This is a genomic window from Symbiopectobacterium sp. Eva_TO (genome assembly GCF_053848865.1).
Genome location: NZ_JBSPEY010000004.1, coordinates 1,733,149 through 1,759,391, shown reverse-complemented (window position 1 = coordinate 1,759,391; position 26,243 = coordinate 1,733,149). Strand labels below are relative to the sequence as shown.

The 26,243-nt window shown below is 52.9% G+C and carries 25 protein-coding genes and 9 pseudogenes; 21 read left to right on the top strand and 13 right to left on the bottom strand.

Annotated features, from left to right (window positions below; genetic code table 11):
- Positions 1–105 precede the first annotated feature (105 nt).
- From ACWWJF_RS11335 to ACWWJF_RS11325, 3 genes are all read right to left on the bottom strand, one after another.
- A complete protein-coding gene (locus ACWWJF_RS11335; RefSeq protein WP_455869484.1) occupies positions 106–309 on the bottom strand; it encodes a 2-hydroxymuconate tautomerase family protein in 204 nt (67 codons plus the stop codon).
- Positions 310–327: 18 nt separating this feature from the next.
- A complete protein-coding gene (yhjD, locus tag ACWWJF_RS11330) occupies positions 328–1,308 on the bottom strand; it encodes an inner membrane protein YhjD (RefSeq protein WP_455869483.1) in 981 nt (326 codons plus the stop codon).
- Between the two features lie 251 nt (positions 1,309–1,559).
- Entirely contained in the window at positions 1,560–1,775 is a 216-nt protein-coding gene (locus ACWWJF_RS11325) for a hypothetical protein (RefSeq protein WP_455871275.1), read from the bottom strand.
- On the opposite strand from ACWWJF_RS11325, the gene ACWWJF_RS11320 reads away from it, so the two are divergent.
- The 9 genes and pseudogenes from ACWWJF_RS11320 to ACWWJF_RS11280 form a co-directional block, all read left to right on the top strand.
- A complete protein-coding gene (locus ACWWJF_RS11320) occupies positions 1,696–2,913 on the top strand; it encodes an MFS transporter (protein WP_455869482.1) in 1,218 nt (405 codons plus the stop codon). The two genes, ACWWJF_RS11325 and ACWWJF_RS11320, sit on opposite strands and share 80 nt — an antisense overlap.
- A gap of 210 nt (positions 2,914–3,123) precedes the next feature.
- A complete protein-coding gene (locus tag ACWWJF_RS11315; protein ID WP_455869481.1) occupies positions 3,124–3,462 on the top strand; it encodes a hypothetical protein in 339 nt (112 codons plus the stop codon).
- Positions 3,462–4,238: an FAD-binding protein gene (locus tag ACWWJF_RS11310; protein ID WP_455869480.1), complete on the top strand. Its 777-nt coding sequence runs from the start codon at positions 3,462–3,464 to the stop codon at positions 4,236–4,238. Before ACWWJF_RS11315 ends, ACWWJF_RS11310 begins: the two co-directional genes overlap by 1 nt.
- A 346-nt stretch (positions 4,239–4,584) precedes the next feature.
- Positions 4,585–4,692 (top strand): annotated as a pseudogene (locus ACWWJF_RS11305) (hypothetical protein); the annotation flags it as partial.
- An 84-nt stretch (positions 4,693–4,776) separates the two neighbouring features.
- Positions 4,777–5,945, top strand: a protein-coding gene (locus ACWWJF_RS11300) for an IS3 family transposase (RefSeq protein ID WP_455869479.1) whose coding sequence is annotated in 2 segments (ribosomal slippage) — positions 4,777–5,023 and positions 5,023–5,945 — 1,170 coding nt in all. Because the reading frame shifts where the segments join, the coding sequence is not laid out codon by codon here.
- Positions 5,946–5,951: 6 nt separating this feature from the next.
- Positions 5,952–6,488: pseudogene (locus tag ACWWJF_RS11295) on the top strand (integrase core domain-containing protein); the annotation flags it as partial.
- A 565-nt stretch (positions 6,489–7,053) separates the two neighbouring features.
- Positions 7,054–7,263 carry a hypothetical protein gene (locus tag ACWWJF_RS11290; protein ID WP_455869478.1) on the top strand — a complete coding sequence of 70 codons (210 nt, stop codon included), beginning with the start codon at positions 7,054–7,056 and terminating at the stop codon, positions 7,261–7,263.
- Between the two features lie 44 nt (positions 7,264–7,307).
- Positions 7,308–7,664: an antiterminator Q family protein gene (locus ACWWJF_RS11285; protein WP_455869477.1), complete on the top strand. Its 357-nt coding sequence runs from the start codon at positions 7,308–7,310 to the stop codon at positions 7,662–7,664.
- A gap of 70 nt (positions 7,665–7,734) precedes the next feature.
- Positions 7,735–8,223, top strand: a pseudogene (locus ACWWJF_RS11280) (IS4/Tn5 family transposase DNA-binding protein); the annotation flags it as partial.
- A 44-nt stretch (positions 8,224–8,267) separates the two neighbouring features.
- Here the strand turns inward: ACWWJF_RS11280 and ACWWJF_RS11275 are convergent.
- A protein-coding gene (locus ACWWJF_RS11275; RefSeq protein ID WP_455868400.1) for an IS3 family transposase occupies positions 8,268–9,436 on the bottom strand; the annotation gives its coding sequence in 2 pieces (ribosomal slippage) (positions 8,268–9,181 and positions 9,181–9,436; 1,170 coding nt in all).
- 233 nt (positions 9,437–9,669) lie between these two features.
- Between ACWWJF_RS11275 and ACWWJF_RS11270 the strand changes: the two genes are divergently transcribed.
- The gene (locus ACWWJF_RS11270) at positions 9,670–10,221 is read left to right on the top strand and encodes an FAD-binding protein (RefSeq protein ID WP_455869476.1); all 552 of its coding nucleotides are present in this window, start codon (positions 9,670–9,672) and stop codon (positions 10,219–10,221) included.
- Between the two features lie 41 nt (positions 10,222–10,262).
- Here ACWWJF_RS11270 and ACWWJF_RS11265 read toward each other — a convergent pair whose 3' ends face one another.
- Together ACWWJF_RS11265 and ACWWJF_RS11260 are read right to left on the bottom strand one after the other, a co-directional pair.
- Positions 10,263–10,829 (bottom strand): DcrB family lipoprotein, encoded by a 567-nt coding sequence (locus tag ACWWJF_RS11265; protein ID WP_455869475.1) that lies wholly within the window; start codon positions 10,827–10,829, stop codon positions 10,263–10,265.
- Positions 10,830–11,103: 274 nt separating this feature from the next.
- A complete protein-coding gene (locus ACWWJF_RS11260) occupies positions 11,104–11,790 on the bottom strand; it encodes a 7-cyano-7-deazaguanine/7-aminomethyl-7-deazaguanine transporter (protein ID WP_455869474.1) in 687 nt (228 codons plus the stop codon).
- Between the two features lie 300 nt (positions 11,791–12,090).
- Here ACWWJF_RS11260 and tusA point away from each other — a divergent pair, with 300 nt between their 5' ends.
- Entirely contained in the window at positions 12,091–12,333 is a 243-nt protein-coding gene (tusA, locus tag ACWWJF_RS11255) for a sulfurtransferase TusA (protein WP_455869473.1), read from the top strand.
- An 11-nt stretch (positions 12,334–12,344) separates the two neighbouring features.
- Here the strand turns inward: tusA and ACWWJF_RS11250 are convergent.
- A pseudogene (locus tag ACWWJF_RS11250) lies at positions 12,345–14,621 on the bottom strand (zinc/cadmium/mercury/lead-transporting ATPase).
- Positions 14,622–14,730: 109 nt separating this feature from the next.
- Positions 14,731–14,811 (bottom strand): annotated as a pseudogene (locus ACWWJF_RS11245) (lysoplasmalogenase); the annotation flags it as partial.
- 216 nt (positions 14,812–15,027) lie between these two features.
- Here ACWWJF_RS11245 and ACWWJF_RS11240 point away from each other — a divergent pair.
- Positions 15,028–15,312, top strand: a pseudogene (locus ACWWJF_RS11240) (DUF1820 family protein); the annotation flags it as partial.
- Positions 15,313–15,315: 3 nt separating this feature from the next.
- Complete coding sequence (locus tag ACWWJF_RS11235) at positions 15,316–15,669, top strand: DUF2500 family protein (RefSeq protein ID WP_455871043.1); 354 nt, start codon at positions 15,316–15,318, stop codon at positions 15,667–15,669.
- 2 nt (positions 15,670–15,671) lie between these two features.
- Here ACWWJF_RS11235 and ACWWJF_RS11230 read toward each other — a convergent pair whose 3' ends face one another.
- Both ACWWJF_RS11230 and rsmD read right to left on the bottom strand, forming a co-directional pair.
- The gene (locus ACWWJF_RS11230; protein ID WP_455869472.1) at positions 15,672–15,965 is read right to left on the bottom strand and encodes a DUF1145 family protein; all 294 of its coding nucleotides are present in this window, start codon (positions 15,963–15,965) and stop codon (positions 15,672–15,674) included.
- Positions 15,952–16,569, bottom strand: a complete 618-nt coding sequence (gene rsmD, locus ACWWJF_RS11225; protein ID WP_455869471.1) for a 16S rRNA (guanine(966)-N(2))-methyltransferase — start codon at positions 16,567–16,569, stop codon at positions 15,952–15,954. The genes ACWWJF_RS11230 and rsmD overlap by 14 nt, the downstream gene beginning before the upstream one ends.
- Positions 16,570–16,881: 312 nt before the next feature.
- Between rsmD and ftsY the strand changes: the two genes are divergently transcribed.
- From ftsY to ACWWJF_RS11200, 5 genes are all read left to right on the top strand, one after another.
- Complete coding sequence (gene ftsY / locus ACWWJF_RS11220; RefSeq protein ID WP_455871042.1) at positions 16,882–18,234, top strand: signal recognition particle-docking protein FtsY; 1,353 nt, start codon at positions 16,882–16,884, stop codon at positions 18,232–18,234.
- Between the two features lie 43 nt (positions 18,235–18,277).
- A complete protein-coding gene (ftsE, locus tag ACWWJF_RS11215) occupies positions 18,278–18,946 on the top strand; it encodes a cell division ATP-binding protein FtsE (protein ID WP_222159087.1) in 669 nt (222 codons plus the stop codon).
- The gene (gene ftsX, locus ACWWJF_RS11210; RefSeq protein ID WP_455869470.1) at positions 18,936–19,904 is read left to right on the top strand and encodes a permease-like cell division protein FtsX; all 969 of its coding nucleotides are present in this window, start codon (positions 18,936–18,938) and stop codon (positions 19,902–19,904) included. The genes ftsE and ftsX overlap by 11 nt, the downstream gene beginning before the upstream one ends.
- A gap of 249 nt (positions 19,905–20,153) precedes the next feature.
- The gene (gene rpoH / locus ACWWJF_RS11205) at positions 20,154–21,011 is read left to right on the top strand and encodes an RNA polymerase sigma factor RpoH (protein WP_455869469.1); all 858 of its coding nucleotides are present in this window, start codon (positions 20,154–20,156) and stop codon (positions 21,009–21,011) included.
- A gap of 100 nt (positions 21,012–21,111) precedes the next feature.
- The gene (locus ACWWJF_RS11200) at positions 21,112–21,351 is read left to right on the top strand and encodes a hypothetical protein (protein ID WP_455868475.1); all 240 of its coding nucleotides are present in this window, start codon (positions 21,112–21,114) and stop codon (positions 21,349–21,351) included.
- On the opposite strand, the pseudogene ACWWJF_RS11195 reads toward ACWWJF_RS11200, so the two are convergent.
- Positions 21,298–21,834: pseudogene (locus tag ACWWJF_RS11195) on the bottom strand (IS110 family RNA-guided transposase); the annotation flags it as partial. The gene ACWWJF_RS11200 and the pseudogene ACWWJF_RS11195 overlap by 54 nt on opposite strands.
- Positions 21,835–21,948: 114 nt before the next feature.
- Between ACWWJF_RS11195 and ACWWJF_RS11190 the strand changes: the two are divergent.
- A complete protein-coding gene (locus ACWWJF_RS11190) occupies positions 21,949–23,280 on the top strand; it encodes an IS4 family transposase (protein ID WP_455869468.1) in 1,332 nt (443 codons plus the stop codon).
- A gap of 9 nt (positions 23,281–23,289) precedes the next feature.
- Here the strand turns inward: ACWWJF_RS11190 and ACWWJF_RS11185 are convergent.
- Positions 23,290–23,775: pseudogene (locus tag ACWWJF_RS11185) on the bottom strand (IS110 family RNA-guided transposase); the annotation flags it as partial.
- 67 nt (positions 23,776–23,842) lie between these two features.
- A pseudogene (locus tag ACWWJF_RS11180) lies at positions 23,843–24,046 on the bottom strand (transposase); the annotation flags it as partial.
- Between the two features lie 382 nt (positions 24,047–24,428).
- Between ACWWJF_RS11180 and ACWWJF_RS11175 the strand changes: the two are divergent.
- Positions 24,429–25,273, top strand: a protein-coding gene (locus tag ACWWJF_RS11175; RefSeq protein WP_455869467.1) for an IS5 family transposase whose coding sequence is annotated in 2 segments (ribosomal slippage) — positions 24,429–24,774 and positions 24,774–25,273 — 846 coding nt in all. Because the reading frame shifts where the segments join, the coding sequence is not laid out codon by codon here.
- A gap of 76 nt (positions 25,274–25,349) precedes the next feature.
- Positions 25,350–26,237, top strand: coding sequence for a methyl-accepting chemotaxis protein (locus ACWWJF_RS11170; RefSeq protein ID WP_455869466.1), 888 nt, complete (start codon positions 25,350–25,352; stop codon positions 26,235–26,237).
- The last annotated feature ends 6 nt before the right edge of the window (positions 26,238–26,243 follow it).

The window sequence follows — 26,243 nt, the reverse complement described above, 5'->3', positions numbered from 1 at the left end:
CGCACGCATTGAGTCAATAGTCTTAAAACGATGTTTTATTTTTTCATGACCTGGATCGGGAAAATTGACTACTCCCGATCCTTCTCGTGCTCAACGTGCGAAATATCAGGACTTCGGCTTACGCAATTCGGTGACGCTTTCGCCGCCCAGCCCCCAGTTGTCGGTATCCACTTCATCAATGATAACGGTAGTGGTGGCCGAGTTTTTACCCATGACGTCGACCAGCAATTGGGTGACGCCCGCAATCAACTGGCGTTTTTGCTCTGTGGTTGCGCCATCGCGCGTGATTTTGATGTTAACAAATGGCATGGGATCTCCCGTTATTGGTTAGCGTGATGTGTCATCTGTTGATTTATCGCCTTTATAGTTCGCCGTTGCAATCCATGCCGCACAAAACAGCGTGAGGCGAGCAAAGAAGTAGAAGAAGGCCATCAGGCCAATCACCGAGCCAAAAGCGGCACCGGACGGAGTGCTGGCGAGTTTTGGCAACGCGACCGTCATAGCGAATTTGATGGCTTCAAACCCCACGGCGGCAAGCAGCGTGCCGCGCAGCAGCGCTTTTTGCTTCGGCTTATGGCGCGGCAATATCATGAAAATCCAAAGAAACACCAAATAGTTAGCAGAAATGGATATGGTGAGTGTTATCACGCGGAGCAGGGGCCGCAGCCATTCGATACCTTCTATCCCGAGAGCAGAAACGATAGCGCTTTGTGCTGTACCCGCTGCCGAAGTGAGAAACATCGTAATGGTCAGCGCGATCAACAGCCCTATCAGGGAGAGGAAATCCCTCACGTACTGAAAATAGATTTTTTCTTCTTCATGCGGCTTACGTTCCCATACATCACGGGATTGGGCGCGGATCGCTTCACGTAAATTGCCCATCCAACTGATACCGGAATAGAGCGCGATCAGCAGCCCGGTGACACCGACGGTGGTGCGCTGTTCAACGGCGGTTTTTACCGTATTTTTTAACGTCAGCGCCAGATTGGGGTCGCTGATGCTGTTGACGATGCGGTTAATCAACTGCGTCAGCATATCGGAGTTAGAGGCAAGTACGAAACCGACGGTAGCGAAGGAGACCATCAAAATAGGGATCAGCGATAGAAAGGAAAAATAGGTGATGGCTGCGCCAAACTGGTTTCCCATGCGATCGTTGAAACGCTCCCCGGCACGGATCAGGTGTGCAATGCTGGGAATAGCATGAACACGTTGTGCAATACGCTTACATCGTGAAAGCCATGAAGATGCCGCCTTCTGTGCTGATGAAGCGGTGGATGTTGAACGATGCGGATCGACCGGTGCGGGCATCCGTTTCCTCCTGTTCAATGAAAAGCCGACGTGTTGATGGTGCCTGCAATCAACGGGTTATATAAACAAATTTAACCGCAAACGTCGTACAACGATGTATTGATTATAACCAACAATCGGCAGAGGAAGGCGTTCTTTGTGCCTTTGGCATGTCTGATGTGCAAGCTGGAGGATAAAAGCGCGCAAAGAAAAAAATCAGGATGACCTGCGCCATAATTCAATCTGTAAAATATTTTTCACTGAATAATCACTCAGGTGATGATATGGCGCACATTTACGATGAAAGCGTGTTGACGCTTGTTTATACTCGTTAAAGACCGCTTGAGGTCTGTTTGGTTGGCGCTATTGCGCTGATGCTGCCACGCCGTTAATCGAGTAAAACCTTTCATGCCTGCTTCAGAGTCTGCGCCAAGCGCGTTGCGCCTTAATTTGCGTATTTTTTCCGTGGTGATGTTCAACTTTGCCAATTACCTGACCATTGGGCTGCCGCTTGCGGTATTGCCGGGCTATGTGCATGAACATCTGGGGTTTAGCGCCTTTTGGGCCGGATTGGTAATCAGTTTACAGTACTTCACCACGCTGTTGACCCGACCGCAATCCGGACGCATCGCGGATGAGAAAGGGCCGAAGAAAGTGGTGGTGCTGGGGCTATGCGGTGCGGTGGTCAGCGGGGTGTTTTATGCGCTGGCGGCCTGGAACGACAGTTCACCCATTGTGACGTTGACCTTGCTGTGCATCGGCCGCTTGATTCTGGGCGCGGGACAAAGTTTCGCTGGCACTGGCGCGACGCTGTGGGGCGTGGGCGTGGTGGGGTCACGGCATATCGGACGGGTGATCTCCTGGAATGGCGTGGCGACTTATGGCGCGATGGCGATCGGCGCGCCGCTCGGGGTATGGATTAATCACATCGGTGGGTTAAAGCTGGTGTCGTATACTGTCATCACCATTGCCCTGCTGTTTGTGCTGCTTGCGTTGCCGCGTGAGGCGGCGAAAGTGACACCGGGTAAAAAGCTGCCGTTTCGCGAAGTGCTGGGCAAAGTGTGGGTTTACGGCATTGTGCTGGCGTTGGCATCCGTCGGGTTTGGCGTGATCGCCACATTTATCACCCTGTTCTATGCCGATCGACACTGGGAAGGTGCCGCGCTGACTCTGACCATTTTCAGTTGCGCCTTTGTCGGCGTGCGTCTGCTATTCCCCAACAGCATTAACCGTTTTGGCGGGCTGCGCATGGCTATCGTCTGTTTTACGGTGGAAATTACCGGTCTGCTGCTAATCTGGAGTGCAGCGCTGCCGCTGATGGCGGAACTGGGCGCTTTTCTGGCCGGTGCCGGTTTCTCGCTGGTGTTCCCCTCGCTTGGCGTACTGGCGGTCAAAGTGGTTGCGCCGCAAAATCAGGGTAGTGCGCTGGCGACCTATACGCTGTTTCTTGATTTATCCCTTGGGTTGGTCGGCCCGTTGGCGGGGGTAATGATGGGCTACACCGGCGTAGGCGCTATTTATCTGGTGGCGGCGATATTAGTGAGCGTCGGCTTGCTGATTACGCTGCGTCTGAGCCGCCGTGGTATCACGTTGGCGCAGGAAGAAACCCTCTCGTCGCGGCAATAAGCGTTGTTACCCAACCGGCAATGTTTATGGCGTTTCCGGTTGGGATATGTTGTCTGAGCTTCTCATTTCAGAATGATTCCCTACATTGGGCGGCGCTTCACGTTTAATTCCTTACTTTTCATGGTGAAATAGCGCATCGCCGCCGACTCAAGGCGCGAGCGCGCATCGTATTCTGCCCGCTCGCTACACCACGCCAATTTTCGTTATCTTTTGATTGCACTGGATTTTTTATCAGCTCGATTCGATGTTTCTGAACATGGAGATAATCTTATGAGTAAAAACACCAAGCAAGACCCAAATCCCCAGGGGCGCCGTCACTTCCTCAAATCTACCGGTATCATGATGGGTGCATTGGGTGGCATGGCACTGTCCCGCCCTGCGGCGGCCGTTGCGCCACCTGCGCCGGTGCCGCAGAAGTGGGATACCACGGTGGATGTGCTGATTATCGAGAAAATGCCGCTGTTTGGCGGAAACTCGATACTCAACGGTGGCGATCTGTCAGCGGCAGGCTGCAGCAGGCGCTGGGCATCAAGGACTCCCCAGAACTGATGTATCAGGACATGATGAAAGCGGGCAACTGGCTGAACTACCCCGAACTGGCGCGCACCGTTGCCGATCATTCGGTGGAGGCGCTGGAGTGGGCCAAAAGCCTCGGGTCTGAGTTTGACCGGGTGAATTATCATGGCGGCCATGCAGTGAAACGCGCTCACCAACTGAAGCAGCGCTCCGGTTCCGGGCTGGTGGTGAAACAGTACCAGAAGGCCAAAGAGTTGGGTGTGGTCATTGAGCAGCGTACCAAGCTGGAGCGGTTGATTATTGACAGCCAGGGACGGGTGCTCGGGGCGGAAGTGCGGCGTGGCTATAAGTTCCCAGACGATGCTTCCGGTTCCATCGCGTTTATCCGTGCAACAAAAGGGGGGGTGCTGGCATCAGGCGGCTTCTCTCAAGGGGTGGCGTTACGGCAAATGTACGATCCGCGCCTGACGGATGCGTTCACCTCCACCAACCAACCGGGCGCGACAGGAGAAGCGCTGATGGCAGCCAGCATGATTGGTGCTTTGGCGACGCAGATGGATTGGATCCAACTCGGCCCCTGGACCAGCCCGGATGAGCAGGGTTTCGGCTATATCCCGCAGTTTGTTGAACGGGTGGTGGGTTATGGCCTGATGGTCGACCCTGCCAACGGCAAGCGCTTCTTTAAAGAAACCGGCAACCGTAAAGAGCGTGCTGATGCCATTATTCAACTGGGGCATCCGGCGTTGATTATTGCGGACGAAAGCCATATCTTGTTTCTATACCCACATATGCTTTTCAAAAAACCGTAAATATCCATTAAAATACAGCTAATTATATCTTATTGTTGTTTCTATGTGCTTCCATGCTTTGCTGCTTTTGCAGTAAATTATGCATAACAATACGAATAACAAATGAGGCTGCATGATGGGCGGAGAATTAAACAAACTCTCGGATAAGAAGCTAAGAAACCTACTAGGGGTCATATCGTTATACACATCTTTCTAACGCACTGTTTAATCAATGAGTTACGGGTTTATCTCAGAGTGGCATTTTGAACCTCAAAAAGCCAATGGGATGGCTTGAATGCCTTAATTCACGGGGTTCTGAGCATCCTGTTCAAAAAATGGCCAAAAGATGTGTATAACGATATGACTAGGGGTCCCTCGGGAGAAATATGAATTTTTTGCCGATGGCGCAGGCTTGAGCGTCAGTGTATCGACGGTAGGCGGTATTAGCTGGACTTTCACTTATCGTAACAGTGGCACGATACAATCTGTAGTGGCACACTGATACTGGCCACCTGATCGGAGGTGATATGCTCACCTCATCAACACGACAGGTGACCTCATGAGTAAACATTTTACGGCGGAATTTAAGCTCGAAGCCGCAAAGCTGGTTGTCGACCACGGCTACACATACGTTAAGGCCGCAGAGGCGGTTAATGTCAGCCATTCTGCCATTAGTCGCTGGGTCAATAAGCTTCGCCTTGAACGACAGGGAAAAACGCCAACGGGACTTCCTCTTACCCCTGAACAGCTCGAGCTGCGTGAGATGAAGAAAAAAGTCCAATGCCTTGAAATGGAGAACGAAATCCTAAAAAAGGCTACGGCGCTCTTAATGTCGGACTCACTCAACGGTTCACGGTAGTCGACAGGCTGAGGGCGCGATACCCGGTCACGGCGTTGTGCCAAACTTTTGAGGTACATCGCAGCAGCTACAGGCACTGGCAGGCTTCCGCTAATGAACCCGACGGTGAGCGCGTGGTTAAGTGTAGTCGCGTCATGGAAGCCTGGAACGCCAGCGGCGGCTCTGCCGGCGCTCGAAGTATCGCGACCATCGTCACCGGCAGCTCTGGTGTCAAAATGGGGCGCTGGCTGGCTGGCAAGCTGATGAAGGAGCTGGGTATCGCCAGCTGCCAGCGACCGGCTCACAAATACAAACGCGGCGGCAATGAACACGTTGAAATACCGAACTATCTCAACCGCCAGTTCGCGGTTACCGCGCCGGATCAGGTCTGGTGCGGCGATGTGACCTACATCTGGACGGGCAAATGCTGGGCTTACCTTGCGGTGGTGCTAGACCTGTTCGCCCGCAAACCGGTGGGCTGGGCCATGTCGACGTCGCCGGACTCGGCGCTGACAGTTAAAGCGTTGCAGATGGCCTGGGAACTCCGGGGACAACCAACAGGAGTCATGTTCCACAGCGACCAGGGCAGCCACTATACCAGCCGTCAATACCGGCAAGCCCTGTGGCGCTGCCGGATAAAGCAGAGTATGAGTCGGCGGGGTAACTGCTGGGATAATGCGCCAATGGAGCGGTTCTTCCGCAGCCTGAAGACAGAATGGGTGCCGACAAAGGGTTACAGCAGCTTCAGCGAAGCCCAGGACGCGATTATCCGCTACATCACGGGGTATTACAGCGCTATCCGGCCTCACTGGTATAACGGCGGCTTAACTCCAAACGAATCTGAGCGACTGTTCTACATACAGTCTAATGCGGTGGCCAATATTAGTTGACCACTACAGGACACCTTCTACGTGGGTAATCTGAAAGGTGTTGGCCGTATCTACCAGCAGACGTTCGTGGATACGTACTCGAAAGTGGCGCACTGCAAGCTTTACACGAGTAAAGCACCGATCTCTGCCGCCGACCTGCTCAATGATCGCGTGCTGCCGTTCTACGAAGCTCAGGGGCTGCCAATGCTAAGAATACTGACGGACAGGGGGACGGAATACTGCGGTAAAGTGGAACAACATGACTATCAGCTGTACTTGGCTATCAACGATATAGACCATACGAAAACGAAAGCGATGTCTCCGCAGACAAACGGTATCTGCGAGCGCTTCCATAAAACTATTTTGCAGGATTTTTATCAGGTTGCGTTCCGTAAGACGTTATACGAGGACCTAGAAAGTCTACAAAAGGATCTGGACAACTGGTTGTGGCATTACAATAATGAGCGAACTCATCAGGGTAAAATGTGCTGCGGGCGTACGCCAATGGCCACGTTACTTGATGGTAAACGAGTCTGGGCAGAAAAAAATCTGAACCAGATTTAATCTGACAGACACCTGTATAAATAACCGGTAACTGTCAGATCAGGTCTGAGCTAATACAAGTTAACAGATTTAGTGAATGCATTTCTGCCACACGCTTACGGCAATAGCATTCCCAATGAATGACCCCCTCCACCTATAAAGAGTTTACCCATAAAGCTCTCTACCTTCTCTACCTAAAACCTATTAAAGCCAGACAGAAGAAGGGTTTCAGTGAGGTAGAGAACGAAAGATTTATTCTCTACCTGTTGTCTACCTCTCTCTACCCAGCCATTTCGATTAGGTAGAGAGGGGTAGGGAGGCGGTAGAATAGAAAATGGGCGTTCTCTACCCCTCAAAGCCGCGCCACTTCTGGCTTGAGCCGTTTAGGTAGAGAGGTAGAGGGGGAAAAGCCAAAACTTTCTAGGGGTGGGGGGGAGCTGAACGCATGTCTTCAATGTTAATGAATTGACCAAAAATTAACCACACTTGCCAGCCAAAGGAAAAGCCTCTTCTCTGGCTGGCTATCCCAGCTTACAAACGACGCAGGGATAAATGCTTGAGCACCTCACTAATAGGAGATACGGACATGCCATTATTAGCACGAGAAATACAGCATATTAAGACCGACCGTCAGGCGTTGATTAATAGCGGCGTCGAACCCGAGCATGTTTATCAGGTATTGACGCTTATCGAGTTACAGCGTATCCGCAGCGGAATAGAGAATCAGGAGGTGCTGCTTGAATCGATATTCGAGGTCACCAGAAAGATAGAGGACTCGCTGCCGATATACAGATAGTCATGTTAAAATACCCCATCCTCTTCTGACATTAAGGCCCTATTATGCGGGATATTCAACTTGTGCTTGAAAGGTGGGGCGCGTGGGCGGCGGATGAGGGTATTGATGGAAAATGGAAGACGACATCGATATTTATGAAGGGCGTTATTCCTTCCAGTAAAAAATCACTACCCAGTTGCTGTGATGATGACGGTATAAAGATAGATGCGGCTATTAGACGGCTAAAGCATTACAACAGCTATTACCATCAACTTATCCATCTGCATTACTTAAAACGCCAGTCACAGCGCACCATTGCTAACTGTCTCGGTATCTCAAGGGAACTGTTCATCAAGCGGCTACAGGCCACCTCGTTATACACAAGTCCGCAACGCCTTATATGCCAAGGGTTAGCGGGCTGAAATAGGCAGCCGGTGGGGTTGTAAATGAAGTGAAACCGACGTGTACTATCGCCATTTACGGCGCTGAAAAATGACACGGGATTCAGATGGCTGGGCACACCAAGAACTGGAAGGGGTAAATCTTGGTGACACGAGGCCCAATAAGCGTGCCAAAGGGCTTTTGATACGGCTGACTGAAAATCCGCAAGCCAGCATTCCGCATGCGTGCCTCGGATGGTCTGAGACGCTGGGTGCTTACCGCTTCATGGAGAACCAAGCATTCGAATGGCGAGACATTCTGCAACCTCACTGGCAGCGTACGCAGGAAAGGATCCGAGAACACGAGGTTGTGCTGTGTATCCAAGACACTACCGAGCTTGACTTCAACGGGCAGCAAATCCAAGGCTTGGGTCCCTTGAACTACGAAGCCAGGCGTGGTCTGTACCTGCATCCGACCTACGCGGTCAGTCCGGATCGCGTGGGGTTGGGCGTACTGGATGCGTGGATGTGGGCAAGAGAGCCGAAGGATGCAGACGGAAAACGCGATGGGATCAAGGAGAGTACGCGCTGGCTCGAGGGTGTAGTGGCACACTGATACTGGCCACCTGATCGGAGGTATAGTGGTCAACTAATATTGGCCACCGCATTAGACTGTATGTAGAACAGTCGCTCAGATTCGTTTGGAGTTAAGCCGCCGTTATACCAGTGAGGCCGGATAGCGCTGTAATACCCCGTGATGTAGCGGATAATCGCGTCCTGGGCTTCGCTGAAGCTGTTGTAACCCTTTGTCGGCACCCATTCTGTCTTCAGGCTGCGGAAGAACCGCTCCATTGGCGCATTATCCCAGCAGTTACCCCGCCGACTCATACTCTGCTTTATCCGGCAGCGCCACAGGGCTTGCCGGTATTGACGGCTGGTATAGTGGCTGCCCTGGTCGCTGTGGAACATGACTCCTGTTGGTTGTCCCCGGAGTTCCCAGGCCATCTGCAACGCTTTAACTGTCAGCGCCGAGTCCGGCGACGTCGACATGGCCCAGCCCACCGGTTTGCGGGCGAACAGATCTAGCACCACCGCAAGGTAAGCCCAGCATTTGCCCGTCCAGATGTAGGTCACATCGCCGCACCAGACCTGATCCGGCGCGGTAACCGCGAACTGGCGGTTGAGATAGTTCGGTATTTCAACGTGTTCATTGCCGCCGCGTTTGTATTTGTGAGCCGGTCGCTGGCAGCTGGCGATACCCAGCTCCTTCATCAGCTTGCCAGCCAGCCAGCGCCCCATTTTGACACCGGAGCTGCCGGTGACGATGGTCGCGATACTTCGAGCGCCGGCAGAGCCGCCGCTGGCGTTCCAGGCTTCCATGACGCGGCTACACTTAACCACGCGCTCACCGTCGGGTTCATTAGCGGAAGCCTGCCAGTGCCTGTAGCTGCTGCGATGTACCTCAAAAGTTTGGCACAACGCCGTGACCGGGTATCGCGCCCTCAGCCTGTCGACTACCGTGAACCGTTGAGTGAGTCCGACATTAAGAGCGCCGTAGCCTTTTTTAGGATTTCGTTCTCCATTTCAAGGCATTGGACTTTTTTCTTCATCTCACGCAGCTCGAGCTGTTCAGGGGTAAGAGGAAGTCCCGTTGGCGTTTTTCCCTGTCGTTCAAGGCGAAGCTTATTGACCCAGCGACTAATGGCAGAATGGCTGACATTAACCGCCTCTGCGGCCTTAACGTATGTGTAGCCGTGGTCGACAACCAGCTTTGCGGCTTCGAGCTTAAATTCCGCCGTAAAATGTTTACCCATGAGGTCACCTGTCGTGTTGATGAGGTGAGCATATCACCTCCGATCAGGTGGCCAGTATCAGTGTGCCACTACAGGACGTCAGCTAAGCCAACATCGCCAGCCAAAGGAAAAGCCTCTTCTCTGGCTGGCCTACCTTCCCCGTCATCTGTGATTGGCACGTCCATTTTGCCGAAAAAGTTGTCTCTAGTTGCTCTAATGCTTGCGCGGTTTTATCACGAGTTTTGAGTGCCATTATGTATAACAGATTGTCATTTTATATCCGAAATTTAATATTAAGTAATTATTTTTATTTGTTATTTATTTTAATATTTCTTTATTATGAAAAAACCAATACGCTGAAAATGGTCGATGAAGGGCAGATGAACGGCGCGCTGAAAAATGGAACGCTCAAAACCTATAACACGCTGGAAGAAGTGGCGCAGGCTTACGGCATGCCGGCGGCGGCTTTTGTTGAACAGGTGAAACGCTGGAACGGCTACGTGGAGCAGCATCTGGAAAACGACCCCGACCTGGGCTGTATGATTTTCAAAGATGCCTCGCCCAATATCACGCCACCTTACTATGTGGCGCGCCTCTGGCCGCGCGTTCACCACACCATGGGGGGGCTGGCGATCAATAAAGATGCACAGGTGATTGGTTTTGATTTGAAGCCGATTGTAGGGCTGTATGCCGCCGGGGAAGCCGCAGGCGGGGTGCACGGCGCGGTGCGTCTGGGTAGTGTTGCCATGACGGATTGCACCGTGTTTGGGCGTATTGCCGGGAAAAACGTGGTAAAGGCGAGCTGAGGGTATTAAGAAGAGAGGCCGCGTCAGCGGCCTCATTATCATTACTTCAACGTCAGCGTGCGAATGATGCTTTCTGCTTCGGTTTGCGCCGCTTGTTGATTATCGGCAGGCAGCGTGATTTGCAGCGTCAACAGTTGGTTCGCCACGTTCCCCAGCAGCACGGAAGAGTAAACCTGCTTGCGGCTGCCACTGTTGGAGATGCTGTCGAGCTGTTGCAGCGCATGGCCGTTAACCTCAATGGCTTTATTGGTCACAACCTGCAAGTTGGCATCGCGGGCGCGTTGCTGATCTTCAAGGCGCTGCGTTAATACTGGCAGGGTTTCGTTGCTGCTATCGCCCAGGATGACAATCACTGCGCGCTGGCCATTATCGTTGGCGTAGACATGCATGTTGTTGGACTGCGAACCTACTTTTCCACTTTGATCATGCATATCCGCAGGCAGCGTGAACGTGATGTTGCCAGACAGCAGCGAGATGGTTTGACTGGTGGCCTGCGCGGCCGGGACATCGTGTCCTGCGTGGCCCGCATTGTCGTCTTTCTTACCGTCGCAGGCGGCCAATAGTGCGGCAAGCAACGTAATTCCAAGATATTTCACTAGCTTCGGCATAAGCGTCCTTCTCTTTTATCAGGCATGCACGGGTAAACCGCTATATCGCACCCTATTTACTGGTGAAACTCAAGCGTTTTGTTGTCACAAAACCTATTTAGGACGGTTCCTGAGACACTGCCACTTTACTCCTCATCATCCTCGGCGAAAGCCGGGGATCTCTGCCAGAAAGAATGCGTTTCTCCTGTGCGAGATTCCCGCCTTCGCGGGAATGACGGAGGCGGGTGAGAATGACAGCGGTGGGTGTCGCTGTTTTAAGTAGGTTTGTCAGTCATCAGCGCAATTGTTCAGCCGACGGCGGCTCGCGCAATGCGGGATGACTGTGGGATTCGCTCAAACGCTTGAGAAGCATATTGAGCATCACGCCGTACATCGGTAAGAACAACAACAAACTAATCAGCAATTTGAAGGTGTAATCGATCAATGCGATTTCCACCCAGTTTGCCGCCATAAAAGCATCGGTGCTGCGATAGAAAGCGATGAAGAAGAAGGCCAGCGTATCGCTTAAATTACCAAACAACGTGGAGACCGTGGGGGCGACCCACCACGCCTTGCGCTGGCGCAGGCGGTTAAACACATGCACATCCAGAATTTGCCCCAGCACGTAGGCAATAAAGCTGGCGCACGCGATACGCGCAACCACGATATTGACGCTGGCGAGCGCACTGAACCCCTGCCACTCTCCCTGATAAAACAGCGCGGATACCACATAAGAAATCACCAGCGCTGGCACCATCACCGTCAGAATAATCCGGCGCGCCAACGGTGCGCCAAAGATACGCACGGTCAGATCGGTGGTCAGAAAGATAAACGGGAAGGTGAATGCGCCCCAGGTGGTATGGAACCCGAAAATGGAGATCGGCAACTGCACCAGATAATTACTGGATGTAATGATCAGAATGTGAAACAACGACAGCCAGACAAGCGCGCTAAGCCGCTGCTGGGCGGTAAAATGAAACATGGCAATGTGACCTTTTTAGTGATTGGGGTGAGGGAACCCAAGTGGTGCCGTTAACAATGATATTATGGCACGTAATTCATGCTGCTTATTCAATGCGGCTGATACAGGGATCAATGCGACTGACACAAAGAGCAGCGCGCGGCATGATACGCTGTTAGGTGGGGATTGCAATGGTGAATTTATGCGCAATCGATATCGTAGGTTGCGCAGGAAAATCTGCGGCGTAAACTAGGGCGGTTTTGATGTCTGCCACACTGGGCGGTCGTTATCTATGCCCTTATGCCATTGCCGAGAATAATGATGACCGACACCTTCACCAACCCGGATAAAACCCTCGATGCTCAGGGGCTGCGCTGCCCGGAACCGGTGATGATGGTGCGTAAAACCGTGCGTAAGATGGAGACGGGGCAGACGCTACTTATTCTGGCTGATGACCCGGCAACCACGCGCGATATACCGGGCTTTTGCGCCTATATGGAGCACGAGCTTCTGGCACAGGAGACGACATCACTGCCCTATCGCTACCTCCTGCGCAAGAAGTAGTCTTTTTGCCGTTACCCGGCGTCTTGTGGTTTTTCGCGTCGCAATAAGCGCAGTGCATTGGCTGTCACCAGCGCCAGCGTGATGTTTTGCCGGATATTATTGCGCGTGGCGCGCGAAAGCCGAATCATGCCCGCCAGTTCGCTTAGCCGATTATGCGTGAGCGCCGCATCGGCGGTTTCCAGCGCAACGTCGCTGCCCCCTCCCATGGCGATGCCGATAGCCGCTGATTTCATTGCTGGCGCATCGTTAATGCCATCGCCCACCATCGCCGTCGGATGGATCTGGTTCATTTCGCGCACGGCATCGACTTTGTCGGCGGGCAGTAGACCCGCTTTATAGTCAATGCCCAGCGTCGCCGCGATGGCTGCCGCCGAACGCGGATTATCACCGGTGAGCATGGTGCAGCGAATTCCCAACGTGCGTAGTGCTTCAATCGCTTGCGGCGTATCCGCCCGCAAGGTGTCACGCAGCGCCAGCACGCCAATGATGTGCGTTTCTTCCTGTACCACCACCACGGTTTTTCCGTCGCTTTCCAGGGTGTGAATCTGATTGCGCCAGTCTGCGTCGAGCGCCTCGGGGGCGATTTTAGCGGGTGCTTTGACGCTGATGGTTTTGCCTGCGATGAGACCCTCAACTCCCACGCCAGCCAGCGCACGCTGTGCCGTTGCCACCGGCAGCATCGGGTCAACCGGGCGGGCATGCTGGACAATTGCTTTCGCCAGCGGGTGGTGTGAACCCGCCTCGATCGCCGCCGCGCGTGCCAGCAACGCAGCCTTGCTCACGCCCTGCGCGGGTATCGCATCTGTCACCTGAGGTTTGCCCTGTGTCAGGGTGCCGGTTTTGTCGAAAGCGATGGTATTGATGGTGCCCAGAATCTCCAGTGCCGCGCCGCCTTTGATTAGCGCGCCGCGCCGGGCAGCGGCTGCTAAGCCGTATGTGATGGCTGCCGGGGTGGAAATCACCAGTGCACAGGGACAGCCAATCAGCAATAGCGTCAGGCCGCGATAAATCCACTCCTGCCACGGCGCACCAAATAGCAGTGGCGGCACCACGATGGTCGCCGCGGCAAGCAGCATGATGGTTGGGGTGTAATAGCGGCTAAAGCGATCGAGAAAACGCTCTATCGGCGCACGGTGGCTCTCGGCTTCTTCAATCAAATGCAAAATACGGTCGATAGCGCTGTTGCCCGGTTCGGATATCACGCGCAACTGTATCAGGCGATCGACGCTCAGGCTGCCTGCTGAGACCTTGTCACCCTGCTCACGCTCTACCGGAAGGGATTCCCCGGTCAATGCGCTTTCATCAAAGCTGGCATGGGGAACCAGCAGTTCGCCATCGGCGGGCAATCGGCTGCCTGGTGCCACTTAGATCACATCGCCGGGTTGCAGTGCGGCAATGCTGACCTGAGTACGCTGACCAGCACGGATCACCGTTGCGGTTTCTGGCATCAACGCCATCAACGCGCTGACGCCGCGACGGGCGCGCTGTGCGGCGTAGGCTTCCAGGCGCTCTCCCAGCATAAACAGCAAAATCACCATGGTGGCTTCGCTGGTAGCACCAATCAACAAGGCACCCAGCGCGACGACGCTCATCAGCGTTTCGATGGCAAAGGGCGTGCCGCTGCGAATAAGTTTAATGGCCTGTGAGAGCAGCGGCATCAGCCCCAGCAGGGTGGTGGCGATAAAGGCTATCTTTGAAGCGCTAGGCGAAAACAGCGAAAGTATCCCGCTGGCTGCGGTCAACACCGCAAACAGAATGAGAAAACCGTGTTCACGCAGGATAAGGCGTAAAGGCGTTTCGGCAGGGGTGGATGATGTTGGGACGGTTGCGCTGGGGGACGTATCTTGCCAGGTAAACCCAGCGAGCTCTACGGCGCGTTGAATCTCTGTGCGAATATCGGACTGTGCATCAACAATGAGTTTTTCGGTGGCGAAGCGAACGCTTGCTTGAATAACGCCGGGAAGCGGGGTGATAGCGTTTTCGATCTTTTTGGCGCAACTGGGACAATCCATCCCGCGGATAATCCAACTGAAGCGCACGCCGGAAGCGGGTGAGGCATCACTGTCGCTGCCGTCGGGGTCACCGGAATCGCCGCTCTCTCCATCGTCAGACGCGCTGTGTTCCTCGCTGGGTGTGGTGTCGCACGCAGAAATTGTTGTGGTGCTGTGTTTAACCGCACAGCAACTGCGATCGGCATGGCTACTGTGTTGCGCATGGCGCTGTCAGCAAGCATTGGCACCTTGATCGTGGTGAGTGTGGCAAGAGTGAGTCTGGTGATGAGAATGCATCATGCTCTCCTATTTGATGATAGTGGTTCTCATCCAAGACTTTATCACTGCTGCCAGTAGCTGCACAGCGCTTTTGATATTCAGCACTGATTAAAAATAGAGCGCCCTTACGATTAAAAAATGGCCCACGGTAGCTGGCATCGACGTAGAGCCAGCTTGAAAAGAGAACGGCAATAAACGACCAGAGCATAGGGTATCCTTATCATCTTATTGGATTTTTCATCATTGAGTGTAGGAGATCGCACGCGGGATGAACAACACGCCGTGTGACAAGTGCGAAGTCACGCGCTTCATGTTATGTTGGCGGCAATAATGATCGTTTTTTTGTATATATATCTTCGCGATACCACTGAAGGGGGACGGTTTTTGCATGAGCAATGAGTCAGCGCTCTAACGGATTCAATTTATGAATAACGGCAAAAATTATCAGCTTTACGTGCGAGAGTTGGTGCAAAGCAGTCTTTTTGGGTTTATCGAGATTGCGGATTTCGTTTTTGACGGTCCCTCCACCCTGCTGGTGGACCCTTCTACCGAGAAGCTGAAAACGGAGTTTTCCGGCGTGAATCGCAGCTTTATTATTCCGCTGCAAGCGATGATCCGTATCTATGCCGTGACGGAGAAAGGGGCGGCCCGTATTTCCGAGCTGGGCGACAATGTAAACGCGTTCCCTTTTCTTTCTGGGGAAAAAGCCCTGATGTCGTGGGAAATGTCCCATTGGTGGTCTTTGGTTGTCAGCCTGATCCTGTTTCTGGGGTGGCGACAGTTTCTGCGGCAACGACGCCAGCGCGTAGAGGACGATGCCACACTGCTACGCACGGTAGAGGCCGAGATCGCCGCGCTGCGCGCCATACCGTTGGCGCGCCCCACGCGCGCGCAACCGATGAATCCCGATCTTCCCGAGCGCTATGAGGCGACGTTTATGCTATTGCCCGCAGGGGAAAACCTCACCTGCCACCTGAGCGAGACCCAATATCGGGCGCTGGCGTTGGGTATGACGGGCAGATTGCAGGTCCAGGGCTCACGTTTTGTGTCCTTCGAACCTGCATAGGGCTATTTTTTTGTCCCGCTAGTGGGTTGAACACCCCTCATCTTTTTCTGCCACGCCAGCAGTTCAAACACCCCGAACAGGAAAATACGTGCTTCCAGCGCGCGGCTCAATGGCCCCTGTTCTTTACCGTGGCTGGCACGTAACAACAGCACCTGAAAACCGTGCATCAACAGCGTAAACCCCATCGCGACCATCATGAAGATGTTCAGTGGGCGGGGAAAGGGCGCAATCAGGTTGGTAATCAAAAAGCCCCACACGCCGATCATCAATATCCGACCCAGGTTAATCCAAATCATCGTCTGCCTCTTCATGCTGTGTGGGCGTAGCCTGGCGTATATACAGCCGGTATGCCACTTGTCCTGCCACTTTTTCGCGGTGTAGCGACCAGGTAACCGGAATTTCTAGCTCGCCATTCTCGGCCTCGGTTTCCACATAAATCCACGCCTCGGGTGCCAGCCAGCCCTGCTGTTCCAGCAAACGGAGCGTCTGGTTTAATAAGTCCCGGCGAAAGGGGGGATCGAGAAACACCACGTCATAGGGCTCACCGGCCTGCGCCAGCCAGTTCAACGTATTGGTATTGATGATGCGGGCGTTGTTCGCCTTCAACAGTACCGCATTCTGTTCCAGTTGCCGGGCGATGCTGCGTTCGTTTTCCAGCAGGGTGACATGTGCCGCATAGCGTGACAGCGCTTCAAACCCCAGTGCGCCACTGCCTGCGAAGCCATCCAGGCAACGGGCCTGCTGAATGACCGGCGCCAGCCAGTTAAACAGCGTTTCACGAACGCGATCGGTGGTGGGGCGCAGCCCTGGACTGTCTGGCACGGGAAGTTTTCGCCCGCGCCACTGGCCGCCGATAATGCGGATTTGGCCTGCCTGTGCAGGTGCATTTTTTTTTGCCATCGTCTGTTTACTGTAGAACTCCGGGTTGCCGGGTGCTGAGATTCGCTATCGGTAATAGGTAGGCGCTATTCTAACGAGGGTTAGGAGGGGAAGGAATGTTAATATCAGGTTTCTCTGCGGTGACGCGTGGTTTTGGCCTACCCGGTTATCGAGATGACATACTTCGTTACCGAGATTGTCTCCACCTGCCCTGCCATGGTGCGTGTTGCTGCCGGGCGGAAAGTGGTAGACTCTGGGCTTGACTCTGACCGGGCTATTGACTTCAATTATTTAAGCGCTGCTGTGAGCAGCAGCATGGGGCGCGATTGCGATATGACAAAAGAGAAAAAACGCGGTTTCTTTTCCTGGCTGGGATTAGGGCGTCAGGAAGAGGAACAGACTGAGCAACCGCAAGCAGCAGAACAGCAGCAGGATATGGCACAGCCTCAGGACAATGATGTGCCTGTGGTATCGGAGGTTCACGTCGAAACGCCAAACGATGAGCCTGACGTGCAGACAGAGGTTCACAGTGCACAGGTGTCTGAAGAACCGGCCGCCGCGCAGCCAGAATCGCCGCGCGTTGTTGATGTCGTTGACACCGCTGAGACGGTAGATCGTGCAGACGCGCAGGCGAGTCCTGAAGCGCAGGATACGTTGCTATCACAAGATGTTCTGCCATCACAGGACAGTGCCGATGAGCAAGCGATAACGGAAGATGCAGAACTCGTTGCTGAGCCTGTGGCACAGGAGCAGGAAAGACCGACCAAAGAGGGTTTTTTCGCCCGACTAAAACGCAGTCTGGTAAAAACCCGAGAAAACCTCGGTTCCGGATTTATCGGATTGTTTCGCGGTAAGAAAATCGACGACGATCTGTTTGAGGAACTGGAAGAGCAATTATTGATTGCTGATGTCGGCGTGGAAACCACGCGCAAGATTATTGCCGACCTGACAGAGCACGCCAGCCGTAAACAACTGAAAGATGCCGATGCGCTGTTGGTGAAACTGAAAGAAGAGATGGGCGCTATCCTTAACAAGGTGGACGAGCAGCTCAACATCGACGGAAAAACCCCTTACGTAATCCTAATGGTGGGCGTTAACGGCGTCGGGAAAACCACCACCATCGGTAAATTGGCGCGCCAGTTCCAGGCGCAGGGTAAATCGGTGATGCTGGCTTCCGGGGATACCTTCCGTGCCGCAGCCGTAGAGCAGTTGCAAGTATGGGGCCAGCGCAACAACGTGGCCGTGGTCGCGCAGCACACGGGGGCGGATTCTGCCTCGGTGATTTTTGATGCCATTCAGGCGGCAAAAGCGCGCGGTGCTGATGTGCTGATCGCTGATACCGCAGGACGCTTGCAGAACAAAGCGCACCTGATGGAAGAATTGAAGAAAATTGTCCGCGTGATGAAAAAACTGGATGAGTCTGCGCCGCATGAAATCATGCTGACGTTGGACGCCAGCACCGGACAAAACGCCGTCAGCCAGGCGAAACTGTTTAACGATGCCGTCGGCTTGACCGGCATCACCCTGACCAAGCTGGACGGCACCGCGAAAGGCGGGGTGATCTTCGCCATTGCCGATCAGTTTGGGATTCCTATCCGCTATATTGGGGTAGGGGAAGGTATTGATGATTTGCGTCCCTTTAAGGCTGACGATTTTATTGAGGCGCTTTTTGCCCGCGAAGACTGATGTCTCGTGAGGATAAACAGCTTGCCCGAGAGGATGAAAACGGATGATTCGCTTTGAACAAGTCAGTAAGGCTTATCTCGGTGGACGTCAGGCGTTGCAGGGGGTGGATTTCCATCTGCTTCCTGGGGAGATGGCGTTTCTGACGGGCCATTCTGGTGCCGGGAAAAGTACCCTGCTGAAACTGATTTGTGGCATAGAGCGCCCGAGCGCGGGCCAGATTTTGTTCAGCGGACACAATATCAGCCGCTTGAAAAAGCGTGAGGTGCCCTTCTTGCGCCGCCAGATCGGCATGATCTTTCAGGATCACCATCTGCTGATGGATCGTACTGTCTACGATAACGTGGCGATGCCGCTGATTATTGCCGGGGCGAGCAGTGAAGATATCCGCCGCCGTGTTTCGGCCGCTCTCGATAAAGTGGGCTTGCTGGACAAAGCCAAGAGCTACCCGATTCAATTGTCTGGCGGTGAACAGCAGCGTGTGGGCATTGCCCGCGCGGTGGTGAACAAACCGACGGTACTGCTGGCAGATGAGCCGACCGGTAACCTGGATAACGCGCTGTCTCAGGATATTTTGCGTTTGTTCGAAGAATTTAACCGCGTTGGCGTTACGGTGTTGATGGCAACGCACGACACGACGCTGATTGCCAGCCGTCAGTATCGCGTACTGACGCTGTCGCAAGGACGTATGCTGGGAGGCGTTTATGGCGACTAATTCCCGTAATCCGAAACCCCGCGTAAATAAGGAAAAGGCACTGCGCGGTGGTTGGCAAGAACAGTGGCGCTATGCCTGGGACAATACGCTGGCGGATATGCTGCGCCAGCCGCTGGCGACGCTGCTGACCGTGATGGTGATTGCCATCTCGCTGACCTTGCCAAGTATCTGTTATCTGGTGTGGAAAAACGTCAGTCAGGCAGCGGAGCAGTGGTATCCCACGCCGCAACTGACGGTCTATCTGGATAAGGAGTTGGACAATGATGCGGCGCAGGGCGTGATTAACACGCTTCAGGCAGAGGACGGGGTGGAGAAGGTCAACTACCTGTCCCGTGATGAAGCGATGGGTGAGTTTCGCAACTGGTCCGGTTTCGGTGGGGCGCTGGAAATGCTGGAAGAGAATCCGCTGCCTGCCGTTGCCATCATTACGCCAAAGCTGAACTTCCAAAGCTCACAGACGCTGACCTCGCTGCGCGATCGCGTGGCGGCGGTGCACGGTGTGAGTGAAGTCCGTATGGACGATAGCTGGTTTGCGCGCTTGGTGGCGCTGACCTCACTGGTGGGTCAGGTGGCCACTACCATCGCTATCCTGATGATTGTTGCCGTGTTCCTGGTCATCGGTAATAGCGTGCGTCTGAGTATTTTCAGCCGCCGTGAAACCATCAATGTCATGAAGCTGATTGGGGCGACGGACGGCTTTATTTTACGTCCCTTCCTCAACGGTGGTGCATTGTTGGGCGGTGGTGGCGCGTTGCTGTCGTTGATTCTGTCGCAGGCGTTGGTCTGGAAGCTCTCTGCCGTGGTCGATCAGGTTGCTACGGTATTTGGTACGCGCTTTGCCGTGACCGGACTCACCTGGGATGAATCACTGCTGCTGCTGTTGATTGCTGGGATGATTGGCTGGCTGGCAGCATGGCTGGCAACCGTGCAACATTTACGTCGCTTTACACCAGAATGAGTTTTTTCTGGTAGGATTTTCTGGTGCCTTGGCGCGCTGAGGGTGGGGTAAAATCATCGACAGGTTCGCCTTGATCTGTCGCCGTCAGGCGATAAAATAGGGTCAGTCGATGAACAGAATGAACTCTTGGCATACGACATAGTCAAAGGTTCTGTGCCGGAGCGGTAGTAAGGTTCATCGGTTTTGTTGTACATAATGTGAGGTTTAACGTTGTATTTTATTCACTCACGCTAATTGAAGGGGGGTCGAATGACCAAAGATATGCAAACTTTCACCTTAGTTCCCCAGGGCAGTCTGGAAGGGTATATTCGTGCCGCCAACGCCTATCCGATGCTGACGGCGGAGGAAGAGCGGGCACTGGCTGAACGGCTGCATTACGAGGGCGATCTGGAATCGGCGAAAGCGTTGATCCTGTCGCATCTGCGCTTTGTGATTCACGTAGCCCGTACTTATGCTGGTTACGGATTGCCCAAGGCAGACCTGATTCAAGAAGGCAATATCGGCCTGATGAAAGCGGTGCGCCGCTTCAACCCGGAAATGGGTGTGCGTCTGGTGTCCTTTGCTGTGCACTGGATCAAAGCCGAAATTCACGAATATGTGTTGCGTAACTGGCGTATCGTCAAGGTTGCGACCACCAAAGCGCAGCGCAAGCTGTTCTTTAACCTGCGTAAGACCAAACAGCGTCTTGGCTGGTTTAATCAGGACGAAGTAGAACTGGTGGCCCGTGAATTGGGTGTCACCAGCAAAGATGTGCGCGAGATGGAATCGCGTATGGCCGCGCAAGACATGACGTTCGATCCCACGCCGGATGACGAATCGCACGATGGCCAAGCGATGGCACCCATGCTCTATCTTCAGGATAAATCTTCTGATTTTGCCGATGGCATCGAAGAAGATAACTGGGATAACCACGCAGCGGACAAGCTTGCCTACGCGTTGGAAGGGCTGGATGAACGCAGCCAGCATATTATCCGGGCGCGCTGGTTGGATGATGACAATAAATCCACCTTGCAGGAACTGGCCGATCAGTACGGCGTGTCCACAGAACGTGTGCGTCAGTTAGAGAAAAACGCCATGAAGAAACTGCGGGCAGCGATTGAAGCTTGATGACAGTACTTATTCATAGTGAAAATCTATGGTCACCCCCATTTTTGCAACACTGATCTTTGATTAATGGTGAGCTTGCTTAAATCTATCCGGCGTCTTTATGGCCAAGGATGCCCGCGCCACGATGAGTTTCGCACCTGATATTCCTAAAAAAGCCATCGGCTTCATTGAGCCATTTTCATTTTTTGGTTTTATATCAGGCCGTCAGGCCGTTCATGTCATCAATAATCAGTCTTCGCAAAACCAGATGGGTAACTTCGTTAAATTGCTGACTGTTAGACCAGCATTACTGTTCAAACACGGTATTTCGTGTCGTTATTGCCCAAGCTATTCGAGCTAATTTATTTGCTAATGCACAGCACACAACGCAAGAATGTTTCCTGCCCAACTGAGACCTTACCCAATCAGCTAATCTCCTTGATTGATGGTCAATTCTTAGGATAAATACCCGCGCACATTGAACAAGCAATCGGCGAAGGTTTTTATCTCCACGCTTGCTAATACCCAGCAGAGTATTCTTCCCTCCAGTACTGTATTGGCGGGGTACAAGACCGGTGGAAGCGGCAAAATTACGACTGTTTTCATATTGCTTGCCATCGCCTAACTGTGATGACAAAACGCTGGCTGTTATCGGTCCAACACCAGGGATGGTCATTAAATGCTGGCCAGTTTCATCTAGAGAGAGTGCCTGCCCAAGTTCTCTTTCGAGCTCTGCTATCTGCCCAACCAAATATTGGTAATGATCGTGTAATCGAAGCAGCAACTATGCCAGATAAGGTGGCAAGTCATTATCAGCCAGAACAGCTGAAAGCCACCTCGTTATACACAAGTCCGCAACGCCTTATATGCCAAGGGTTAGCGGGCTGAAATAGGCAGCCGGTGGGGTTGTAAATGAAGTGAAACCGACGTGTACTATCGCCATTTACGGCGCTGAAAAATGACACGGGATTCAGATGGCTGGGCACACCAAGAACTGGAAGGGGTAAATCTTGGTGACACGAGGCTCAATAAGCGTGCCAAAGGGCTTTTGATACGGCTGGCTGAGAATCCGCAAGCCAGCATTCCGCATGCGTGCCTCGGATGGTTTGAGACGCTGGGTGCTTACCGCTTCATGGAGAACCAAGCATTCGAATGGCGAGACATTCTGCAACCTCACTGGCAGCGTACGCAGGAAAGGATCCGAGAACACGAGGTTGTGCTGTATATCCAAGACACTACCGAGCTTGACTTCAACGGGCAGCAAATCCAAGGCTTGGGTCCCTTGAACTACGAAGCCAGGCGTGGTCTGTACCTGCATCCGACCTACGCGGTCAGTCCGGATCGCGTGGGGTTGGGCGTACTGGATGCGTGGATGTGGGCAAGAGAGCCGAAGGATGCAGACGGAAAACGCGATGGGCTCAAGGAGAGTACGCGCTGGCTCGAGGGATACGAGCGAGTTGCTGAACTCGCCTCGGAGTTGCCAAACACACGTCTGGTGTACTTAGCCGATCGCGAAGCGGATATCAAGGCGTTGATGCAGCTCGCTGATGACCTTGGCACTCCGGCTGACTGGTTGATCCGCTCGACTCATAATCGCAGTCTGGACTGTAATGAGAAGCTTTGGCAGAAGGTTGGAAAGACCGTGCCGGTGGGAGAAATCCAATTCGTTATGGCGGCTCGCGCGGGACAGAAGGCGCGTACGGTGAAACAGGCGCTGCGCGTGAAGCGAGTGTCGCTGCGTTGCGGGTTGGCAGTGACTTGTGTGATAGCCAAGGAAATTGAGCCGCCAGCAGGCGTGAAGCCGGTCGAGTGGCGGTTGCTGAGCAATCGCGTACCTGAAGGACGAGAAGATATCGTGGAGCTGATCGACTGGTATCGGGCTAGATGGGAAATCGAGATGTTCTTCAATGTGCTGAAGAACGGCTGCTGTGTCGAAGCGTTACAGTTATCGACCGTGGATCGCATTGAGCGGGCATTGGCGCTGTTCATGATCGTGGCATGGCGCATCGCCTATTTAATGCGTATGGGACGAACCTGTCCAGAGCTGGACGCAATGTTGTTCTTTGATTCCGACGAGACTCATGGAGCTTACCTACTGATGAACAAGCGTATGCCCAAGGGCCGCCCTAAGCTAAACGAAGTATTGCGCTTAGTTGCGCAACTGGGAGGCTTTCTTGCTCGAAAAGGCGACGGTGAACCAGGCGCAAAAACTATCAGGAAAGGCTTGCAGAAAGTCATGACGGCCGCCGAAACGCTACGCGCGCTCAGGCACGAACAGAGATGTGTATAACGAGGAGGCTGAAAGCCTTTTGATTACCGCAATACCTTTCGGCACGCTGATACCAAATTCCAGTAAAAAAGCATGCGTTTGGTTAGTCGTTTTAACGTTGTCTCTGACCAACGACTCCCTGACGCGATGCAAGGCTCGCATAGCCTGCTGAGCCTCAGTTCTTGGCTGCACAAACGGCATGGAAGGGCGTGATCCGGCTTCGCATATTGCTTCGGCATCAACGAAATCGTTCTTGTTGCTCTTGACAAAAGGGCGGACAAACTGCGGAGAGATCAACTTTACTTCATGCCCCAGTTCACTGATCCGACGAGCCATAAAATGGGCACCGGCGCAGGCTTCCATTACAACGGTAGTAGGTGTACACGTAGCCAGAAACTCGATGAGTTTGGTGCGGGTAAACTTTTTCCGCAGTAATGCCTTGCCTGATTTATCCTGACAATGAATGTGAAAAGAATGTTTGCCGAGATCGATACCAATAAGCGTGACGTTTTGCATGATGGCCTTCTCCATAAAGAAACACCCTGTCAGCGTACCGCTCACAGGGTGGGGGTGACCATCTCATTAGGCCAAACACGCGTTTCATCATCAGGACTGTGGTGATGGCCATATCTGAGTAGTGGAGCGGTCGTCCACGCCGTTCAGTAGTCGTTTTTTCCGTCCATGCAGCAATGGCTGATTCATCTAGCCATACGGTTAGAGAACCGCGCTGCTTGAGGGCATTGTTATAGGAGGGCCAGTTAGTGATTTTAAAATTTTGTTTTGCCATGGAGACCTGATGTTGAAACAACTATGGTGATCTGATCCGATGATTAACCAAACTTTCTATTTATTCAAGGCTTTGTTGAATAAACAGATTTTATGCTACCAGCCCAGTAAAACGATTGTTTCCAGCAACGTAAAATCATGCAGTTAAGCATCATGAGAAAACGGAATGCCTGAGGTGATAAGCATTTTCTACCAAAATGGGCATAGTAAAACAGCACGATTCCCTATTATTCAACAAAGCCTTTATTCAACAAAGCCTAATATTCTTTCTCAGTTTACGGCATTTCTCGGACATTAACCCGATTGAAGCTGATGGAATACTAGGATGTGTCCCTTAATCCCATGAGTTATACTAACTGTTTGTTTCTACATCATTTTGAACTATGGCTCGCTACGACCTTCCCGATGAAGCATGGGCTATCATCCAGCCCTTACTCCCTGCTGAACCAGCAACACCACAGGCCGGACGCCCATGGGCTGAGCATCGCATGATTATCAATGGCATGTTCTGGGGGCTGTGCTCTGGTGTCCCATGGCGTGATTTACCTGAGCGATACGGCCCATGGAAAACCGTTTATAACCGCTTTAACCGATGGTCAAAATCGGGAATCATTAACATTATTTTCAATAAGTTACTTTCATCACTTGATGCCCATGGCCTCGTGGACTGGTCAGCGACTGCGCTGGATGGTAGCAATATCAGGGCGCTGAAATGTGCTGCCGGTGCTCAAAAAAACATCCCGATATCACCGGAGATAATGGGCTGGGTCGCTCTCGAGGTGGTTTTGGCACCAAAATCCATATGGCTACAGACGGAAGTGGTCTTCCGTTAAACATCGTGTTGAGCCCCGGTCAGGCTCATGAAAGTCAGTTTGCACTACGTCTTTTGGACGGTATTGGTGTTCAACGCCAGAACGGCAGTATGAAACGCCGTGGTCATGCGGTACTCGCTGACAAGGCGTACTCCGGGCATGTATTACGTAACGAGCTGAAAAACAGAGGTATAAAAACTGTCATCCCCCGAAAATCCACTGAAAAAATGGCGGTGGATGGTCGTTCAAAGCTCGATCGTGACGCCTACCGCAATCGGAACGTTGTTGAGCGGTGCTTTGGCCGTCTTAAAGAATACCGTCGCATTGCGACACGTTACGACAAAACGGCGAGGAATTATCTGGCAATGTTGAAACTGGGCTGCATCCGCCTGTTTTACCAGAGGTTATGTAATTAAGGGACACAGCCTAGTCTCTGAGATAAACCATTATCTCGATCAGTCAAAAATTGCCCGAGTGAAACTCTTTTATACGTTGGATGAAGAGAACGCCAGCAATATGATGAAATATGTTTCCCAGATAATTGCGCAGCAGGAAAAAGCGCGCCAATTGCGTTGGCAAGAAAGCGATGTGCAGCATTTCCAACGCCTGAGCGAACAGCTGACGCAATATCAACATGAGCTGGAAGAGATCGTGCTCGCAGCGACTGTGTTGCGTGGGCAGAAGCATGTCGTTTCCGCCGGGGAGAACATACAGAATACCGCACAGTGGCAGCGCCTAAAGGCGGCCGATACGCAGTCCATTAAAACGGGGTTTGCCGTTACCGATACCCTTAGCCGTATTGCGAGCCAGCTTGATAAGAAAAATCAGTATGTTATCAACCATTCAGTCGCGGAGATCGTTGTTATCGGTATTTGTGCCGTTTTGCTGGGAATATTGATCGCCGTATCGGTGACCCGCCTGATAGCGAGATCGATACGCGGCAACCTTGAACTGGCGCAGCGCAGTTCACAGGCGGCCAGAGAGATTGAAACCTTGATTGCAGAGTCCGTGACGCGAGTGGATGAGGGTTCTGTGCTGGTAGAAAAAGCGGGGAGCGCCATGCATGACATTGTGACGTCAATTGGCGCTGTCGATCGCATCATGAACGATATTTCAGTGGCGTCAGACGAGCAGAGTCGAGGTATTGCACAAATTGGTGATGCGGTGACGGACATGGATCGTACCATTCAGGAAAATGCAACGATGGTCAGTGATTCCACCTCTGCGGCTTTAGCATTGGAAGCGCAGGTCGCGCGGCTTGCCTCGCTGATTGCAGTATTCCTTCTGCCTGGAAACGCCGTTTGTGAGCCAGAGGCCGCACAGCGACCAACCCGTTTTGCGGCTTTGCCCGTTCAGCTAACGCAGGGTGATTGGGTGTAACGCAAT

What these genes read in the sequence shown, in the direction of transcription:
- tusA (WP_455869473.1), top strand. Translation starts at nt 12,091, where the DNA reads ATGACCGACACCTTCACCAACCCGGATAAAACCCTCGATGCTCAGGGG.
- ACWWJF_RS11335 (WP_455869484.1), bottom strand. Translation starts at nt 309, where the DNA reads ATGCCATTTGTTAACATCAAAATCACGCGCGATGGCGCAACCACAGAG.
- ACWWJF_RS11235 (WP_455871043.1), top strand. Translation starts at nt 15,316, where the DNA reads ATGTCGTGGGAAATGTCCCATTGGTGGTCTTTGGTTGTCAGCCTGATC.
- ACWWJF_RS11190 (WP_455869468.1), top strand. Translation starts at nt 21,949, where the DNA reads ATGACACGGGATTCAGATGGCTGGGCACACCAAGAACTGGAAGGGGTA.
- ACWWJF_RS11200 (WP_455868475.1), top strand. Translation starts at nt 21,112, where the DNA reads ATGGCCAAGGATGCCCGCGCCACGATGAGTTTCGCACCTGATATTCCT.
- yhjD (WP_455869483.1), bottom strand. Translation starts at nt 1,308, where the DNA reads ATGCCCGCACCGGTCGATCCGCATCGTTCAACATCCACCGCTTCATCA.
- rsmD (WP_455869471.1), bottom strand. Translation starts at nt 16,569, where the DNA reads ATGGCAAAAAAAAATGCACCTGCACAGGCAGGCCAAATCCGCATTATC.
- ftsX (WP_455869470.1), top strand. Translation starts at nt 18,936, where the DNA reads ATGGCGACTAATTCCCGTAATCCGAAACCCCGCGTAAATAAGGAAAAG.
- ACWWJF_RS11230 (WP_455869472.1), bottom strand. Translation starts at nt 15,965, where the DNA reads ATGATTTGGATTAACCTGGGTCGGATATTGATGATCGGCGTGTGGGGC.
- ftsY (WP_455871042.1), top strand. Translation starts at nt 16,882, where the DNA reads ATGACAAAAGAGAAAAAACGCGGTTTCTTTTCCTGGCTGGGATTAGGG.
- ACWWJF_RS11320 (WP_455869482.1), top strand. Translation starts at nt 1,696, where the DNA reads ATGCCTGCTTCAGAGTCTGCGCCAAGCGCGTTGCGCCTTAATTTGCGT.
- rpoH (WP_455869469.1), top strand. Translation starts at nt 20,154, where the DNA reads ATGACCAAAGATATGCAAACTTTCACCTTAGTTCCCCAGGGCAGTCTG.
- ACWWJF_RS11285 (WP_455869477.1), top strand. Translation starts at nt 7,308, where the DNA reads ATGCGGGATATTCAACTTGTGCTTGAAAGGTGGGGCGCGTGGGCGGCG.
- ACWWJF_RS11290 (WP_455869478.1), top strand. Translation starts at nt 7,054, where the DNA reads ATGCCATTATTAGCACGAGAAATACAGCATATTAAGACCGACCGTCAG.
- ACWWJF_RS11265 (WP_455869475.1), bottom strand. Translation starts at nt 10,829, where the DNA reads ATGCCGAAGCTAGTGAAATATCTTGGAATTACGTTGCTTGCCGCACTA.
- ACWWJF_RS11310 (WP_455869480.1), top strand. Translation starts at nt 3,462, where the DNA reads ATGTATCAGGACATGATGAAAGCGGGCAACTGGCTGAACTACCCCGAA.
- ftsE (WP_222159087.1), top strand. Translation starts at nt 18,278, where the DNA reads ATGATTCGCTTTGAACAAGTCAGTAAGGCTTATCTCGGTGGACGTCAG.
- ACWWJF_RS11260 (WP_455869474.1), bottom strand. Translation starts at nt 11,790, where the DNA reads ATGTTTCATTTTACCGCCCAGCAGCGGCTTAGCGCGCTTGTCTGGCTG.
- ACWWJF_RS11270 (WP_455869476.1), top strand. Translation starts at nt 9,670, where the DNA reads ATGTATAACAGATTGTCATTTTATATCCGAAATTTAATATTAAGTAAT.